The following is a 13,775-nucleotide window of genomic DNA, read 5'->3' on the forward strand; positions in this document are numbered from 1 at the left end:
GCGTCGCCTTGATCAGCCCTGCGCGTGGCGCGTCACGGGGGGCGGCACGATGACGACATCCTCTTCGGGCACGCCCTTGACCACGACAGTCGCCCCGGGCCGGACGATCTGTGTCTTGCCGTCGACCTGCAGACGGACGATGCCGGTCCGTGCACCCCGACGCGCCGCTCCGAAGGCCCTCGAGGTGAAGCCGGCCTTCTCACGTTCGGCGCGTGCCACCTTCCTGGCGGCGTGGAGCCGCTCTTCGGCGCGATCCGCGCGTTCCTCGGCCTCCGTGACTGCGGTCTCGGAAGCCTGCACACTCTGCCGGGCCGCCTCGAGTTCGGTGCGCAGCGCCTCGGCATCGGGCGCTGGATCCGTCACGGCGGGAGTGGGCTCGTCATCCCAACGGAACGTGGGCTCACCGAGATCATCTGCAAGCTCTGCCTGCACGGCGGCGATGAACGCGAGCGCGTCATGCTTGCTGATCGCCATCAGGACCTCCGCAGCAGTGTCACTGTGTCACCGAGCCTTGCATTATACCGAGTGTCGCTTCAGGACTTCCGTGAGGGCGGCATTGGCGCGCCGCTTCTCGCGAGGGGACGCATAAGGGTGCTTCGTGATATCGCGGCAGATGACTCCGGCGAACACCCATCCAGTGGGGTCTTCGCGGGACAATGCATCTTCCGCTCTGCGCAGATCGACGAACATCTGCTCGCGCTCAGAGCTTGCGCGTCGTCGCATCGATGACCTCGTCGTGCAGCTTCTGCTGGAAGTCCTGCGCTTCCCCCTGGACCTGCCGCTGTGTCGCGACCTGTTGGTTCTCTGAGGCTTTCAGCCTGCGATACCCCCACCAGCCGGCGATCAGGCCGAACAGCCCGGCGATCAGAGCGGCGGTCACGGCGCCGTCGAATGGCCACCAGGGAAGCCCCAGGACGTAGAAGGTCTCATCTGCGCCAAGTCGCACGGCCAGAGCATATCGGGAACTGGTTCCTTCACAGCGCAGACTGTCCACAGCTGCCCGCACCCCAGCTCGCTGAGCGAGGAGCGCAGCACCCGCCAGCTCGCTGAGCGAGGAGCGCAGCACCCGCCAGCTCGCTGAGCGAGGAGCGCAGCGACGAGACGAAGCGCCCGGGAGATGACAGCTCGCTGAGCGAGGAGCGCAGCGACGAGACGAAGCGCCCGGACCCCCGGTTCATCTGTCGCCGCTGCACACGATCCCGCCTCATCATGCGCAACAGCGACAGCTCAACCGCACGAACTGACGCCGGCCGGCGATGTGCGGCACTTCGATCGGCTGTGCCAGGCTGGATCCATGCGATACAACTCCCTGGCCCGCACCGGGCGTGACGTCTCGGCGATCGGACTGGGCACCTGGCAGCTGGGCGCGGACTGGGGAGATGTCAGTGAGGATGACGCGCTCGCCGTGCTCGCGGCATCCGCCGATCATGGCGTCACCCTGTTCGACACGGCCGACGTCTACGGTGATGGGCGGTCCGAGGCGCTGATCGGGCGCTTCCTCGCGGCGCGGCGGGGTCACGGCGTCACGGTGGCGACCAAGATGGGCCGCCGCCTCGATCAGCGGCCGGAGAACTACTCGGCCGAGAACTTCCGCGCGTGGACCGATCGCAGCCGGCGCAACCTGGGCGTCGACACGCTGGATCTGGTGCAGCCTGCACTGCCCGCCCACCCAGGTGATCGAGGATGCCGCGACCTACGACGCTCTGGAGTCCCTGGTCGCCGACGGCGCCATCGCCGCCTATGGCGTCTCTGTCGAGACGTGTGCGCAGGCGCTGACCGCGATCGCGCACGGCGTGACGAACGTGCAGATCATCGTCAACCCGTTTCGGCTGAAGCCGCTCGACGAGGTGCTGCCGGCCGCCGCCGCTGCCGGCGTGGCGATCTTCGCGCGAGTGCCGCTGGCGTCGGGGCTGCTCAGCGGCAGGTACACGGCCACGACGAGCTTCGCGGAGAACGACCACCGCAGCTTCAACCGGCACGGTGAGGCGTTCGACCGCGGCGAGACGTTCTCGGGGGTCGAGTACGAGACCGGGCTGGTCGCCGCAGATGAGCTCGCGGCCGCTCTTCCGGAGGGCGTGAGTCTGCCGGCGGCGTCGCTGGCGTGGATCGCGTCGCGTCCCGGCATCACGGCCGTGATCCCCGGTGCGCGCAGCGTGGCCCAGGCCACGGCGAATGCTGACGCGGCCGCTCTGCTCGAGCCGGGCTCGGCGCTGGACCTGTCGGCGTTCGACGCCGTCGTGCACGACGTGTACGACCGGCGCCTGCGGGAGCAGATCCACCCGCAGTGGTGAGGCGGCGCTGCGTGCGAGGCAGGCGCTGAGACGGCGATGACGCGGTGCTGAGAGGGCGGCGGCGCGGCGGTCACGCTGAGTCACGGAGACGGCGCTGAGACGGCGCGGAGACGGCGGCGCGGCGCAGGCACACCCCACCCCCGGCATCAGGCGGCGTAGTCGAACCGGGCTCTGCCGCCCAGACGCCGAGTGCGTGACGAGTCGACCGTCGGCGGTGGGATGAACCAGACCCGCGCGGTCACGCCGCGGCCTTCGATCTCGATCTCCCAGCCGTTGTCGTGGATCCGATGATGACACGACTCGCAGAGCAGCACGCCCTCGTCGATGTTGGTTCTGCCGCGATCTCGCAGCCACCAGTTCAGGTGATGCGCCTTGGTCATGTGCACTGGGAGGTTGCACATCGCGCAACCGCCGTCCCGCTCGGCGAGAGCCAGACGCTGCGCCTTGGTGAAGAGGCGCTTCTCGCGACCCCAGTCCATGACCTCGGAGGCTCCGTCGAGGACGACCGGGATGATTCCCGACGTCGCCGCGAGATGCCGGGCCGCCTTGGGAGAGATGGGCTTGTCGACCCCGTCGATCTGCGCCAGCCCCAGGCCGTCGGTGAGCGTCTGGAGCGTCATCCGGACGACCACCGTCGCTCCGTTCAGCGGCAGGTCGTCGTGCTCGCATCCGAGTGCGTGCTCGGCGAGGAGGAGGAGGGCATCCGCCTGCAGCTGCGCCACCGTGGGGCGGATCGCATCGTCGTCGCCCTGGACCACGTCCTGCTTGGTCGCACGGAACGCCGCCGAGACGAGTTCTTCGACCGCCGTCTTCAGGGGTGCGCCGGAGACGATCTCGACCTTGCCGTCGAAGTACAGGAAGCCGTCACGTTCGTACATCCGCAGGAAGCGTTCGCCGTGCTTCTCACGCTCAGAGGGCGCGGCGCCGTCCTGGTCGAGCCAGGCCTCGGCATGGACGACGAGCTTGCGCAAGCTGATCGAGCGAGAGCCCGGGCGCCCGCTCCACCAGGGTGCGTTCGGCGACCTCGCGCTCCTCCGCTGACGATCGCACCGCCACGCGCTCCAGCATCCCGATGATCATCGAGGCGGCCTGCTGCCCGAGTCGACCGGCCTTCACGCCGGCGGCGACATGCGGATGCCGGGCGGGGAGCGGTTCGCCGGTGAGTGTCTGTCGCGGGGCGATGGCCTTGCCCACGGTCACGAGCCGGTTGGCGTCGCCGGTGCCGATTCCCGTGGTGGCGGCGATCATCGCGGCGGGGCTTCGATACCCTGCTGCTTGGCGAGGGAATCGGCGCCGAGTTCGGGCCTCGACTCACGATCGATTTCGGTCGCGACCTCGGCCCGGACGCTGTCGAGCCGGCGCGACATGTCGCCGAGGCGATCGAGCACCTCGACCAGCTGGGGGCGGGTGAGCTCGGATGCCGGGACCGCGCGGTTGCCCGCCCACGCCGCCTGCAGCGCGGCGAGGTCGGTGGCGAGTCCGCTGAGCCCGTTCTCCATACTTCAATGGTACAGAGCTACGAGACAGGATCAAGGAAATGCGCAAATCTGTGGAGAACCGATTTCAGGCCCCGCCTGGGGAGGAAGCGATGTAGTCCGAACGCAGCTACGTCACTCGTGGTACACGGCACGCTCGAACGCCAGGGCCCTCCGAGACTGAGTCATACCGGGTTATACTTGGATCGTGAAGACTGCGATCTCGCTCCCTGACGACGTGTTCCGTCGGGTGGAGCAACAAGTCGAGCGTCTCGGAGTGAGCCGCTCGGCGTTCTTCGCGACCGCCGCACAGCGGTATCTCGCCGAGCTTGACGGCGACGACGTCACGGCGCGACTGGATGCGGCCATCGCCCGATCTGGGGCACGTGCCACCGAAGAACGGCGGGCGTGGGCCGCCGATGCCGCCGCTGTGTTCGGCGTGCTGGACGACGACGCGTGGTGAGGCGCGGTGAGGTCGTCATCGTCGATCTGGGAGCCGCCATCGACAGCGGATCTGCCAAGCGGCGTCCGGCCGTGATCATCCAGGACGATCGGTTCAACGCATCGCGGCTGGCTACGACCATGCTGGTTGCGCTCACATCGAACCTCGATCTGGCTGAGTATCCGGGAAACGTCCTGCTGCCATCGGCCGTGACCCGGTTGCGCCGCGATTCGGTCGCCGTGGTCACCCAGCTGGCGACAGTCGATGTCACCCGCATCGTCGAGACGGTTGCGGTGCTGCCTCCGGCATACCGTGATGAAATCGCGGCCGGGCTTCGTCTCTCACTCGCTCTCTGACACCCGCTGCGTGCACGCGCTGACGGCACCACCTACGCATACACGGCACGCTCGAACGCCGCGACGCCCTCCTCCGCCACCGGATCGAAGAACGGCAAGCGCTGAGCGGCCCAGACTGCCGCCACGCCCGAGGCGCGGTCGATCCAGTAGAAGACGTTGGGCAGGCCGGCCCACGTGAGCGAGCCGGCCCGGCGCCCGCCGAGCACATCGTCGTCGTTGCGCAGGAACGAGTACGCCCACGACTCTGCGCTGCCCGGAAAGAAGTCGGCCTCGCGCGTCAGCGCCGGAATCGCCGAGGGCAGGGGAGTGGGGTGAATCCCGGGCGCTCCCTGCACAGCCCACCGGATGGTCTCGGGCCGGAGCACCTGCCCGCCCGGTGCCGAGCCGTCGCCGAGCCACACGCGCAAGCGCCAGCAGGTCGGGAACGGTCGAGAACAGCCCCTGGCCGCCCATATCGAGCTCAGGCGTGTCCGGCGGCGACACCTTCGTCGGCACGATCGACCCGTCGCGCTGTCGACGGTGGACGGTCGCCAATCGGGTGCGCATGGCGGGCGTCACGTCGAACGAGGTCGAGGTCATGCCGCAGGGAGCATAGATCCGCTCGGCGAAGACATCCTCCAGCCGTTTTCCGCGCACAGCCGCGACGATCAGGCCGATCCAGTCCATCGATGTGCCGTACGTCCACCGCTCGCCCGGGTCATGAAGCAGCGGCGTGTGGAGCGAATCCCGCAAGCGGAGTGGCAGACGGATGCCGCATCCGCTCGCGCGCGAGGATCGCATACCGCTTGTCGAACATGTCGTACGCAAGGCCGGAGGTGTGCAGCAGCAGCATCCGCGATGTGATGTCGCGCACCGGGGGCCGCGTGCGGACCGCGCCGTCATCGTCGAGCTCGGTGAGCACCTGCAGCTCGGCGATCTCGGGGACGTACTCGCGGGCGGGGGCGTCGAGGTCGATGAGCCCGTCTTCGACGCACTGCAGCGCGGCCGTGGCGGTGAACGCCTTGGTCGCCGAATACAGCGCGATCACCGTATCGGCGGCGGCATCGGCGCCGGCCGCGTGCAGGTAGGTGGTGGCATCCGGATCGGTCAGGCCGGCGATGACGAGCGGGGCTCCGGCGGTGACGGAGGCGTCGACGACGCGGTCGAGTTCTTGTGCACGCATGCCTTCACTGTGTCACGACCGCACGGGATGCTGGCGCCCGGACTCGAAGATGAGAAACCGCTCACGTGAGGAGAGATCTCCTTGCCTGGGCGGATTTCTTCGGACCCCGGAAGTAGCACTTGAACGGGTGTTTATTTGCCGTTACGGAATCGTTACCATGGAATCGTTTGACGGTTAACATGAGAACGCTCTAATGTTCAGCGTCAGAGGGCTGGTCATGGGGAGCAGCTCTGGATGCCATTTCTGGCTGCGGTTGCGTTCGCTTTGGCGCGCCCGTGGTCGGCATCGACCTACACCAATCAGGAGCATTCCATGCGCACCATCCACAACATGATCGAGGCCGACAAGGCCCGCAAGGAAGACGGCGAAGCCGGCTTCTCGCTCATCGAGCTCATCATCGTCGTCGTGATCCTCGGCATCCTCGCCGCGATCGCCATCCCGATCTTCCTGAACGTCCAGCAGGATGCCCGCAATAACGCTGCCGCGACCGCCGCGGCCAATGCTGCGACTCAGTTGACGTCCGGCATGGCGCAAGACCCGACGCTGGACCCGACTTCAGGAACCGCCGGAACGGCGGCCGATCTGTCCGGCCTGAACAAGAACTTCAGCCCGGCGCTCGTATTCGCTGTGTCGGGTACGACTGGCAAGGTCGACACCGTTTGCGTCAAGATCACTTCCGGTGGTGGCGTGGATGCCGATCACCTGGCGGCGGGTACGAAGGCAATCGCTTCGGGCCCCGGCCTGCAGCAGCCCACCACTTCCCGGGGCCGGCGACCCGAACGCCGACCCCGGGATAAGCCAGCACTGCCTTGTGGGGAGGGGGTGAGCGCAATGCGTCAACACGAACATCGTCGCGGCACGGCCGACGGCTTCAGCATGGTCGAACTGATCATCGCGATGTTCCTGCTTGCGGTCATCGCACTCGCCCTGCTCCCTCTGCTGGTGGGAGTGACCCGGACAAGTTCCACGAACAAGTCGCTGGTGGCGGCGACGAGCCTCGCGAACGCGCAGGTCTCGGCCATCCGCACCTTGTATCCCAACGACTCGACGACGTCCACCTGCACGGCGCTCGCGCAGAGCATCGTGAAGTTGAAGACGGGGGCGGATGCCACGGGCATCACGCTCGCATCGTCTCAGCCGCTGATCTCGGGCATTCCCGGACCGACCGGGAGTGGCCTGTCGGCGAAGGTGACCACGTCCGGGTGCCCGAGCACGCTGCCGGGAACGGTGGCGATGACGGTGGCGGTGACGGACAAGGGCGGTCACACGCTCGTGTCGCTGCCCACGCTGATCGTGGTGAACGCGACATGACCAGCTCGAAGACGGCGCCGCGCGGCTGGGACGCGGGCATCACACTCGTCGAACTCATCATCTACATCGCCGTCGGGGCCCTGTTCGCAGGGATTCTCGCTTCACTGTTCATCTCGGGGATCACGTCGCAGACGAACACCCGTGATCGGGATGTGGCGACAGGAAAGGCTCAGGTCGTGACCGACATGCTGCAGGCATCCATCCGCAACGCGGACGCCGTCCACGTGGACGGCGGGATGCTGGTGGCACGGGTCGCGACCGGAACAACGGGGTGGGAGTGCCGAGCCTGGGCTCTCACCGACCAAAAGGCGATCGTCTACAAGCACGGCACCGCCGCGCCCGGGACGGTCGACACAACATGGACTCCGCTGATCGGTCCAGCGGATGCTCAAGGGGACAACGCGTCGGTGAGCGTGGAGGGCGGGGGAGTGCCCTTCACGCTCACCGGCACGCAACTGGACTATCGATTCACCGTGACGGCGGGGACGGTGACCCTGCCGATCACCGGATCAGTGATCGCACAGGCCAAGACCGACGGCGCGGTGAGCTCGTGCTGGTGAGAGAGCGTGCCATGCGACGCATACACGATGAGAGCGGCTCGACGCTCGTCGTCGTGCTCATCATCATGATGGTGCTGAGCATCGGCGGCCTCGCTCTTGCCGCCATCGTGACGAACACGACGAGCGGTCTCGTGCACAGTCGTGGGACGGTTCAGTCCCGCGCTGCCGCCGACGCCGGCATGGCCGCGGCCATCACCGGCGCGCACCGCACGGGCGCCGTCTGCGATGTGCACCTCTCCGGCACCGTCCCCGTTTACTCCGTCACGAGCACCTGCGAAGGTGGGAAGGTGACCTTCCGCTCGATCGGTACGGGTGCCGATGGTCGTACGACCACCCTGCAGGCGGTCTACGACTACACGATCTCGCCGGCGATGTCGGGCGAGGCGGAACTCGTCTTCTTCAACTCCGGCTCGGACTCGGTGTACTTCACCAATCACGTCATGGCACAGACCGGCGGGGATCTCGCCACGATCCTGTTCCCCGGCGGTGGGCTGTTCGAGTGCAAGACGATCGTGCCGGGCAACATCATCACGAAGGGGTCGATCCAGGGTCAGTCAGGATGCACCATTCAGGGCAGCGTGTACGCCGGCGGGCTGAACCCGGCGAGCGGATACGCGCTCTACCTCAACAACAGCGACGTGGTTCAGGGGGGAGCGGCGGTGGTCGGAAACGTGCTGGTCGCAGGTTCGCCCGGGATCACCGGGTCGCTCACGGTGCCCTCCACGGCGACGGTGACGGCCGGCTGGGGCAACAACCTGAAGTCGCCGGCATCCGAGAACACCCACGTCAAGGGCGGCATCCTCTGGTCGACGACACTGGGCCAGCCGAGCCTCGAGCCGTGGTTCGACTACCCGGCTTCGACGCTCAGCGCCGATTGGCCGGGGTATGACATCGTCACGCTGACGAGTACGTCTACTCCGTACAACTGCACCAACTGGACGGGCAAGTTCAACACGTTCTGGACCTCGTATGTGACGGGCCTGACGAAGAACACGGTCGTCGACGCCCGCGCCTGCAGCGGCGGGATGGACACCGCGCAGGGCGCGAACTCGACGGCCACGCTCGGCGTCAACCTCGTCTTCATCGCGAACCACTACACGCTGGGCACGCTCAATCTCTCGCCGAAGCCGGGTACGGACCCGCAGTCCTGGTTCATCGTCCCGGACACGACGGCCGACAACACTCCGACCTGTGCGGCCACGGGCAAGAAGAACACGCCCGACTACAAGATCGTCACGGACGCCTCCATCTCGGTGACGGTGAACACGATGATGTACACGCCGTGCGACATCACCGTCGGCAACGGCGGCACGTGGACCGGAGCGATGTACAGCGGCAGCCTGAACGACGGCGGCGACATCACGATCTACACGTCGAAGATGGCGCTTCCCGGGCAATGGGGCACGGGCCCTGGCGGCTCGGGATCCGGCGCCACGATGACCGTGCTCGGTGGCCTCATCTCCCAGCGGGACATCCCATGACCACCCCCGTCCTCGCCTTCACCCTGGTCTTCGCCGGCCTGTTCGGCCTCGTGATCGGGTCGTTCTTGAACGTGGTCGCATACCGCGTCCCCGCCGGCATCCCGCTCACGCGCGAGAGCCGCTGCCCCAACTGCGACGCCACGGTCAAGCCCTGGCAGAACATCCCCGTCGTCTCGTGGTTCGCGCTTGCGCGGCAAATGCTCCGACTGCGGACAGCGGATCTCAGCCCAGTACCCGGCGATCGAACTGGCCACCGGCATCGCCTTCGTCGCGGTGGCGTGGTGGATGCTGGGAGGTCTCGGCCCTTCGTCTCGCTTCGCTCGCTCAGGGATCTCGCTCGCTGAGCCGGCGGTGTGGCTGGTGCTCGTCGCCTTCCTCTACCTCGCCGCGATCAGCATCGCGCTCACGCTGATCGACCTGGACGTGCACCGGCTGCCGAACAGCATCGTGCTGCCCAGCTATATCGTCGCGATCGTGCTGCTGGGCGCGGCATCCCTGTTCACCGCCGACTGGGACGCGCTCATCCGCGCGGGCGTCGGCATGGTCGTGATGTACCTCTTCTATGCGCTGCTCCGATTCATCCGCCCCGGCGGCATGGGCGGCGGCGATGTCAAGCTTGCCGGCGTGCTCGGCCTCTACCTCGGCTGGCTCGGCTGGGCGAGCCTGATCGTCGGCGCATTCGCCGCGTTCCTGCTCGGCGGCATCTTCGGCATCGCCCTGCTGGTCAGCCGACGCGCCTCGCGGCGCACCGCGATCCCGTTCGGGCCGTGGATGCTCGCCGGCGCCTGGGTCGGCATCTTCGCCGGCCCCGCCCTCGGCGCCTGGTATCTGGGACTGCTGCATGGATGACGTGAGGCGCCACAGCGCCGGAAGGGACGTGTGAGATGGCGAAGACGATCGTCGGCGTCGAGATCACCGAAGAGAGCGTCCGCGCGGTCGAGCTGACCCGCGGCGGCAACCCGCGCATCGTCGCGGCGGGAGAGATCCCGCTGCCGCCCGACGCCGCGAAGGACTCCGAGGTCCTCGACCAGGATGCCGTGGCCCTCGCGCTCCGGCAGCTGTGGAGCCGCGCCGGCATCAGTGCGCACAACGTCACCCTCGGCGTCGGCAGCCGCCGCATCATCGTGCGCGAGCACTCCACCCAGGCGATGAGCCCCCAGCTGCTCGAGCAGGCGCTGCCGTTCCAGGTGCAGGAGCTGCTGCCGGTGCCGGTCAACCAGGCCGTGCTCGACTTCTACCCGATGGCGCAGGCAGACGGGATGCTGCACGGCCTGCTGGTCGCCGCGGTCTCAGAGACGATCGAAGACCTCATCACCACGCTCGCCAAGGCCAAGCTGCACGTGGATGCCGTCGACCTGGTGCCGTTCGGACTCGCCCGCGCCGCGAAGGTCCTCGCCGAACCGGGGGAGTGCCTGGCCGTCGTGCACATCGGCGACCACACCAGCTACGTCGTGGTCACCGTCGACGGCGCCCCGCAGTTCGTGCGCATCATCCCCGCCGACCTCGAGACGGCCGCCGTCGCGGCCCGCATGCAGGCGGTCGCCGAGGCCGACGCCATCCTCGAGACGGTGCCGCCGGAGCAGACCCCGCTGCGCGGGCCGGGCCGCCCTGCGCGCCGCATCCGCCTCGGGCGCCGCGATCACCGACCTCGCCGCCCGCATCCGCAACACCCTCGAGTTCCACGCGAACCGCCCCGGCGGGGCGCGCGTCGACACCGTGCGCCTGTGCGGCGCCGGCGTCGCGGTGCCCGGAGTCGTGGACGCCCTCGCCTCGGCGATCGATGCGCGACTGGCGCCGGTCACCGCCGAAGAGGTGGTCCACTCGCGCTCGATCGAGCTGGGCTCGGCCGACCTCGCCCTCAACCTCGTCGGCACCGCCGGCATCGCCCTGGACGGAGGGCGCTGATGGCCTTCTCACGTGCCGCCGCCCTGCCCGGCTTCAATCCGGTCCCGCGCGTCAATCTGCTGCCGCGCAGCGAGATCGAGCGCCGCGACCGCTCGGGGCTGGCCCGCCGCTGGCTCGGCGGCGTCGTCCTGGCCGTCGTCCTGGTCGCAGCCGCCTCGGCCGGCACCTATGCGCTGAACGTCCTCGCCGATCAGCGGCTGGCGACCGAGAACGCCCGGACCACCGATCTGCTCGGACAGCTCTCCGGCCTCTCGGACGTGAGCAAGACCCGCGCCCTGCAGAAGGACCTCGAGACGTACCGCACCCAGGCGATGGGGACGGATGTCGCATGGGCGCCGGTCTTCGACAAGCTCGAGCACCTCGTCCCCGGCAACGCGCAGGTCACCGGGTGGGACATGACGACCGGCGCGCTGCCGGCCGACGGCGACGCCCCCGACACCCAGGCCGGGGTCACCGCGACCCTTACCGTCACCAGCACCACGCCGATAGACATCGTCGCGACGGTGCGCGGGATCCGCAGCGCCGAGGGCGTCATCGACGCCGACGCCGTCGACCTCACCGCGGCCACCGCCGACGGTGAGAAGCCGACATACACCTACCAGCTGTCGGCCACGCTCGACCAGACCGCCTACACCGGCCTGTACGCGAAGAAGGAGAAGTGATGTCGCTCCCAAGCAGCTCATCAACCTCCTCGGTCTGCTCGTCGTCCTCGCGGTCGTCGTCATCGGGGTCGTCGCGGTCGCCCTGCCGCTGTATTCGCAGTCCGTCACCACCGACGGCCAGACCGCCCAGGTGACCCAGACCAACCAGGGCTACGACATCCAGGTGCAGGCGCTGCAGGCGGCCAAGAAGAACCTGCCGCAGACCCAGCAGGAGGTCGCCCAGTTGCGCCGGCAGATCACCGCGCAGGGCCGACTGGACGATGCCTTCGAGATCGCGATCACGGCCGCCGCGGCCACGAAGTCGACCATCACGCAGATGACGGCCGCCGACACCGAGTCGTTCGCGCCGCGCACCACCGTGGGCGAGGACGGCAAGGCCGCCGCGCCGACCCCGGCGCCCGCCGCCACCAGCTCCACCGACGCGGCAGCATCCGGCTCTTCCGCCACCGATGCGGCGACGACGGATGCCGCAGCCGCCGGCGGCGCGGCGACCCCGGCGCCGGCACCCGCCGCCGACCCGCGCAAGCCAGGCGCCGTTCACGATCACCGTCACCGTGCCGTCTCCGGATGCGGCGGCGAGGTTCCTGGACGAGCTTGCGCAAGGGGCCGCGGCTGATCGCCGTCACGCACTCGGCGCTGACCGGGACGGCGGCATCGGGCGACACCGCCGCCACCTACACGCTGACCGTCGACGCCCTCGCCTTCATCAGCCCGGCCGAGTGAGGAATCCCATGTTCGAGACCGTCCCCCCGTCGACCTGCTGCTGAAGGCAGCCGCCGAGGCGCGCGCCTCCGACGTGCACCTCACCGAGAACCAGCCCGCGCTGATGCGCGTGGACGGCGACCTGGTGTCGATCCCCGAGTTCCCCGACGCGCTCACGATGGACTGGCTCGAACCGGCACTGTCGCGCATCATGCCGCGCGAGCGGTTCACCGAGTTCATGGAGTCCGGCGAGGTCGACCTGTCGTACTCCGTCGCCGGGGTCGGCCGATTCCGCGTGAACGTGTTCCGGCAGCTCGGGGCGGTCGCGGTCGCGCTGCGCCTCATCCCGAGCACGGTGTTCTCGCTCGACGCGCTGGGCGCCCCGCCGATCATCCGCGAGTTCGCGCTCAAGCCGCGCGGGCTGGTCCTGGTCACCGGCCCCACCGGCTCGGGCAAGTCGACCACCCTCACCGCGATGGTCGACATCATCAACTCGTCCCTGCCGGCCCACGTGATCACGGTCGAGGACCCGATCGAGTTCCAGCACTCCAGCCGCACCGCGCTCATCCACCAGCGCGAGATCGGCTCGGACACGGCATCCTTCTCCGAAGCCCTGCGCCGCGTGCTCCGCCAGGACCCCGACGTCATCCTGGTCGGCGAGCTCCGCGACCCCGAGTCCATCGCGACCGCCCTGTCGGCCGCCGAGACCGGCCACCTGGTGCTGTCGACCCTGCACACCCAGGGCGCCACCAAGAGCATCAACCGCATCGTGGACGCGTTCCCGTCGCACCAGCAGGACCAGGTGCGCTCGCAGCTCGGCGACACCCTGCAGGGCATCATCAGCCAGACCCTGCTGCCACGCGCGCAGACCACCGGCCGCACGATCGCGACCGAGGTGCTGGTGAACACCCCGGCGGTGGCGAACATGATCCGCGAGGGCCAGATCGCGCAAGCTGTACTCGGCGCTGCAGTCCGGCTCGGCCCTGGGCATGCACACCCTCGACCAGGACCTGAAGCGCCTGGTCGAAGAGGGCACGATCTCGCGCCAGGTCGCGACCGCCTACGCGGTCGACCCGTCCTCGCTGGAAGGGGTCCGCATGCGCGCACGCGACTTCGACGCCGAGGCATGGTCGAGCAACGCCGACAGCTGGCAGCTCACCCGGGGGCAGTGAGGCAGGATCATGGCACTCATCCAGGAGTACTCCTACCGGGCGCACGACGCCGCGGGCGGCGGCATCGTGAAGGGCACCCTCGAGGCGGCCAGCGAGACGGCCGTCGCGAACAAGCTGCGCGCGCAGGGGCTCACCCCGCTGGACGTGGCCGCGGTCTCGAAGACCGGGCTGAACATGGACATCTCGATCCCGGGATTCCGCCGCAAGGTCAAGTCCGAGACGCTGGCCGTGTTCACCAAGCAGATGGCCGGGCTGA

Annotated in this window: 17 protein-coding genes and 6 pseudogenes; 14 read left to right on the forward strand and 9 right to left on the reverse strand. The window is 68.6% G+C overall.

Features of this window, described 5'->3' with window-relative positions; genetic code table 11:
* Positions 1-12: 12 nt before the first annotated feature.
* The 3 genes from L2X98_RS17390 to L2X98_RS17400 form a co-directional block, all read right to left on the reverse strand.
* Positions 13-474 (reverse strand): hypothetical protein, encoded by a 462-nt coding sequence (locus L2X98_RS17390; protein ID WP_259611721.1) that lies wholly within the window; start codon positions 472-474, stop codon positions 13-15.
* Positions 475-700: 226 nt separating this feature from the next.
* On the reverse strand, positions 701-880 hold the full coding sequence (locus L2X98_RS17395; protein WP_259611722.1) for a hypothetical protein: 180 nt from the start codon (positions 878-880) through the stop codon (positions 701-703).
* Between the two features lie 94 nt (positions 881-974).
* Positions 975-1,178 (reverse strand): hypothetical protein, encoded by a 204-nt coding sequence (locus L2X98_RS17400; protein ID WP_259611723.1) that lies wholly within the window; start codon positions 1,176-1,178, stop codon positions 975-977.
* 116 nt (positions 1,179-1,294) lie between these two features.
* Between L2X98_RS17400 and L2X98_RS17405 the strand changes: the two are divergent.
* Positions 1,295-2,291, forward strand: a pseudogene (locus L2X98_RS17405) (aldo/keto reductase).
* Between the two features lie 146 nt (positions 2,292-2,437).
* Here the strand turns inward: L2X98_RS17405 and L2X98_RS17410 are convergent.
* The 3 genes from L2X98_RS17410 to L2X98_RS17420 are packed head-to-tail and all read right to left on the reverse strand — an operon-like array spanning position 2,438 to position 3,790.
* Entirely contained in the window at positions 2,438-3,262 is an 825-nt protein-coding gene (locus tag L2X98_RS17410; RefSeq protein WP_259611724.1) for an HNH endonuclease signature motif containing protein, read from the reverse strand.
* Positions 3,201-3,539, reverse strand: coding sequence for a 13E12 repeat family protein (locus tag L2X98_RS17415; RefSeq protein ID WP_259611725.1), 339 nt, complete (start codon positions 3,537-3,539; stop codon positions 3,201-3,203). The genes L2X98_RS17410 and L2X98_RS17415 overlap by 62 nt, the downstream gene beginning before the upstream one ends.
* Positions 3,536-3,790, reverse strand: coding sequence for a hypothetical protein (locus tag L2X98_RS17420; protein ID WP_259611726.1), 255 nt, complete (start codon positions 3,788-3,790; stop codon positions 3,536-3,538). Before L2X98_RS17420 ends, L2X98_RS17415 begins: the two co-directional genes overlap by 4 nt.
* A gap of 184 nt (positions 3,791-3,974) precedes the next feature.
* Between L2X98_RS17420 and L2X98_RS17425 the strand changes: the two genes are divergently transcribed.
* Complete coding sequence (locus L2X98_RS17425; protein WP_259611727.1) at positions 3,975-4,229, forward strand: type II toxin-antitoxin system HicB family antitoxin; 255 nt, start codon at positions 3,975-3,977, stop codon at positions 4,227-4,229.
* Positions 4,226-4,564, forward strand: a complete 339-nt coding sequence (locus tag L2X98_RS17430; protein WP_259611728.1) for a type II toxin-antitoxin system PemK/MazF family toxin — start codon at positions 4,226-4,228, stop codon at positions 4,562-4,564. The genes L2X98_RS17425 and L2X98_RS17430 overlap by 4 nt, the downstream gene beginning before the upstream one ends.
* A 32-nt stretch (positions 4,565-4,596) precedes the next feature.
* Here the strand turns inward: L2X98_RS17430 and L2X98_RS17435 are convergent, their stop codons facing one another.
* The 3 genes and pseudogenes from L2X98_RS17435 to L2X98_RS17445 all read right to left on the reverse strand — a co-directional run bounded on the left by L2X98_RS17435 (position 4,597) and on the right by L2X98_RS17445 (position 5,726).
* Positions 4,597-4,971: a hypothetical protein gene (locus tag L2X98_RS17435; protein ID WP_259611729.1), complete on the reverse strand. Its 375-nt coding sequence runs from the start codon at positions 4,969-4,971 to the stop codon at positions 4,597-4,599.
* A gap of 22 nt (positions 4,972-4,993) precedes the next feature.
* Positions 4,994-5,344: pseudogene (locus tag L2X98_RS21855) on the reverse strand (serine hydrolase); the annotation flags it as partial.
* Entirely contained in the window at positions 5,262-5,726 is a 465-nt protein-coding gene (locus L2X98_RS17445) for a beta-lactamase family protein (RefSeq protein WP_259611731.1), read from the reverse strand. The pseudogene L2X98_RS21855 and the gene L2X98_RS17445, both read right to left, overlap by 83 nt.
* A 312-nt stretch (positions 5,727-6,038) precedes the next feature.
* Between L2X98_RS17445 and L2X98_RS19495 the strand changes: the two genes are divergently transcribed.
* From L2X98_RS19495 to L2X98_RS22710, 11 genes and pseudogenes are all read left to right on the forward strand, one after another.
* A complete protein-coding gene (locus L2X98_RS19495) occupies positions 6,039-7,037 on the forward strand; it encodes a type IV pilin protein (protein ID WP_290427309.1) in 999 nt (332 codons plus the stop codon).
* Positions 7,034-7,597, forward strand: a complete 564-nt coding sequence (locus tag L2X98_RS17460; RefSeq protein WP_259611732.1) for a type IV pilus modification PilV family protein — start codon at positions 7,034-7,036, stop codon at positions 7,595-7,597. The genes L2X98_RS19495 and L2X98_RS17460 overlap by 4 nt, the downstream gene beginning before the upstream one ends.
* A gap of 11 nt (positions 7,598-7,608) precedes the next feature.
* Entirely contained in the window at positions 7,609-9,078 is a 1,470-nt protein-coding gene (locus L2X98_RS17465; protein ID WP_259611733.1) for a type IV pilus modification PilV family protein, read from the forward strand.
* Positions 9,075-9,203, forward strand: a pseudogene (locus L2X98_RS21860) (prepilin peptidase); the annotation flags it as partial. The gene L2X98_RS17465 and the pseudogene L2X98_RS21860, both read left to right, overlap by 4 nt.
* A 61-nt stretch (positions 9,204-9,264) precedes the next feature.
* Positions 9,265-9,318 (forward strand): annotated as a pseudogene (locus L2X98_RS21865) (hypothetical protein); the annotation flags it as partial.
* A gap of 111 nt (positions 9,319-9,429) precedes the next feature.
* Complete coding sequence (locus L2X98_RS21870) at positions 9,430-9,927, forward strand: prepilin peptidase (RefSeq protein WP_354003080.1); 498 nt, start codon at positions 9,430-9,432, stop codon at positions 9,925-9,927.
* 35 nt (positions 9,928-9,962) lie between these two features.
* Entirely contained in the window at positions 9,963-11,645 is a 1,683-nt protein-coding gene (gene pilM / locus L2X98_RS17475) for a type IV pilus biogenesis protein PilM (protein ID WP_259611734.1), read from the forward strand.
* Positions 11,560-12,261 (forward strand): hypothetical protein, encoded by a 702-nt coding sequence (locus L2X98_RS17480; RefSeq protein WP_259611735.1) that lies wholly within the window; start codon positions 11,560-11,562, stop codon positions 12,259-12,261. The genes pilM and L2X98_RS17480 overlap by 86 nt, the downstream gene beginning before the upstream one ends.
* The gene (locus tag L2X98_RS17485; RefSeq protein ID WP_259611736.1) at positions 12,240-12,368 is read left to right on the forward strand and encodes a hypothetical protein; all 129 of its coding nucleotides are present in this window, start codon (positions 12,240-12,242) and stop codon (positions 12,366-12,368) included. The genes L2X98_RS17480 and L2X98_RS17485 overlap by 22 nt, the downstream gene beginning before the upstream one ends.
* 73 nt (positions 12,369-12,441) lie before the next feature.
* A pseudogene (locus L2X98_RS17490) lies at positions 12,442-13,239 on the forward strand (type IV pilus twitching motility protein PilT); the annotation flags it as partial.
* 289 nt (positions 13,240-13,528) lie between these two features.
* Positions 13,529-13,609, forward strand: a pseudogene (locus L2X98_RS22710) (hypothetical protein); the annotation flags it as partial.
* Positions 13,610-13,775: the final 166 nt, after the last annotated feature.

It is taken from the genome of Microbacterium elymi, assembly GCF_021582895.2.
GTDB lineage: Bacteria > Actinomycetota > Actinomycetes > Actinomycetales > Microbacteriaceae > Microbacterium > Microbacterium humicola.

Coding starts and splice junctions, on each gene's coding strand:
- L2X98_RS17390 (WP_259611721.1), bottom strand. CDS start 474: ATGGCGATCAGCAAGCATGACGCGCTCGCGTTCATCGCCGCCGTGCAG.
- L2X98_RS17400 (WP_259611723.1), bottom strand. CDS start 1,178: ATGAACCGGGGGTCCGGGCGCTTCGTCTCGTCGCTGCGCTCCTCGCTC.
- L2X98_RS17415 (WP_259611725.1), bottom strand. CDS start 3,539: ATGATCGCCGCCACCACGGGAATCGGCACCGGCGACGCCAACCGGCTC.
- L2X98_RS17420 (WP_259611726.1), bottom strand. CDS start 3,790: ATGGAGAACGGGCTCAGCGGACTCGCCACCGACCTCGCCGCGCTGCAG.
- L2X98_RS17445 (WP_259611731.1), bottom strand. CDS start 5,726: ATGCGTGCACAAGAACTCGACCGCGTCGTCGACGCCTCCGTCACCGCC.
- L2X98_RS19495 (WP_290427309.1), top strand. CDS start 6,039: ATGCGCACCATCCACAACATGATCGAGGCCGACAAGGCCCGCAAGGAA.
- L2X98_RS17460 (WP_259611732.1), top strand. CDS start 7,034: ATGACCAGCTCGAAGACGGCGCCGCGCGGCTGGGACGCGGGCATCACA.
- L2X98_RS17465 (WP_259611733.1), top strand. CDS start 7,609: ATGCGACGCATACACGATGAGAGCGGCTCGACGCTCGTCGTCGTGCTC.
- pilM (WP_259611734.1), top strand. CDS start 9,963: ATGGCGAAGACGATCGTCGGCGTCGAGATCACCGAAGAGAGCGTCCGC.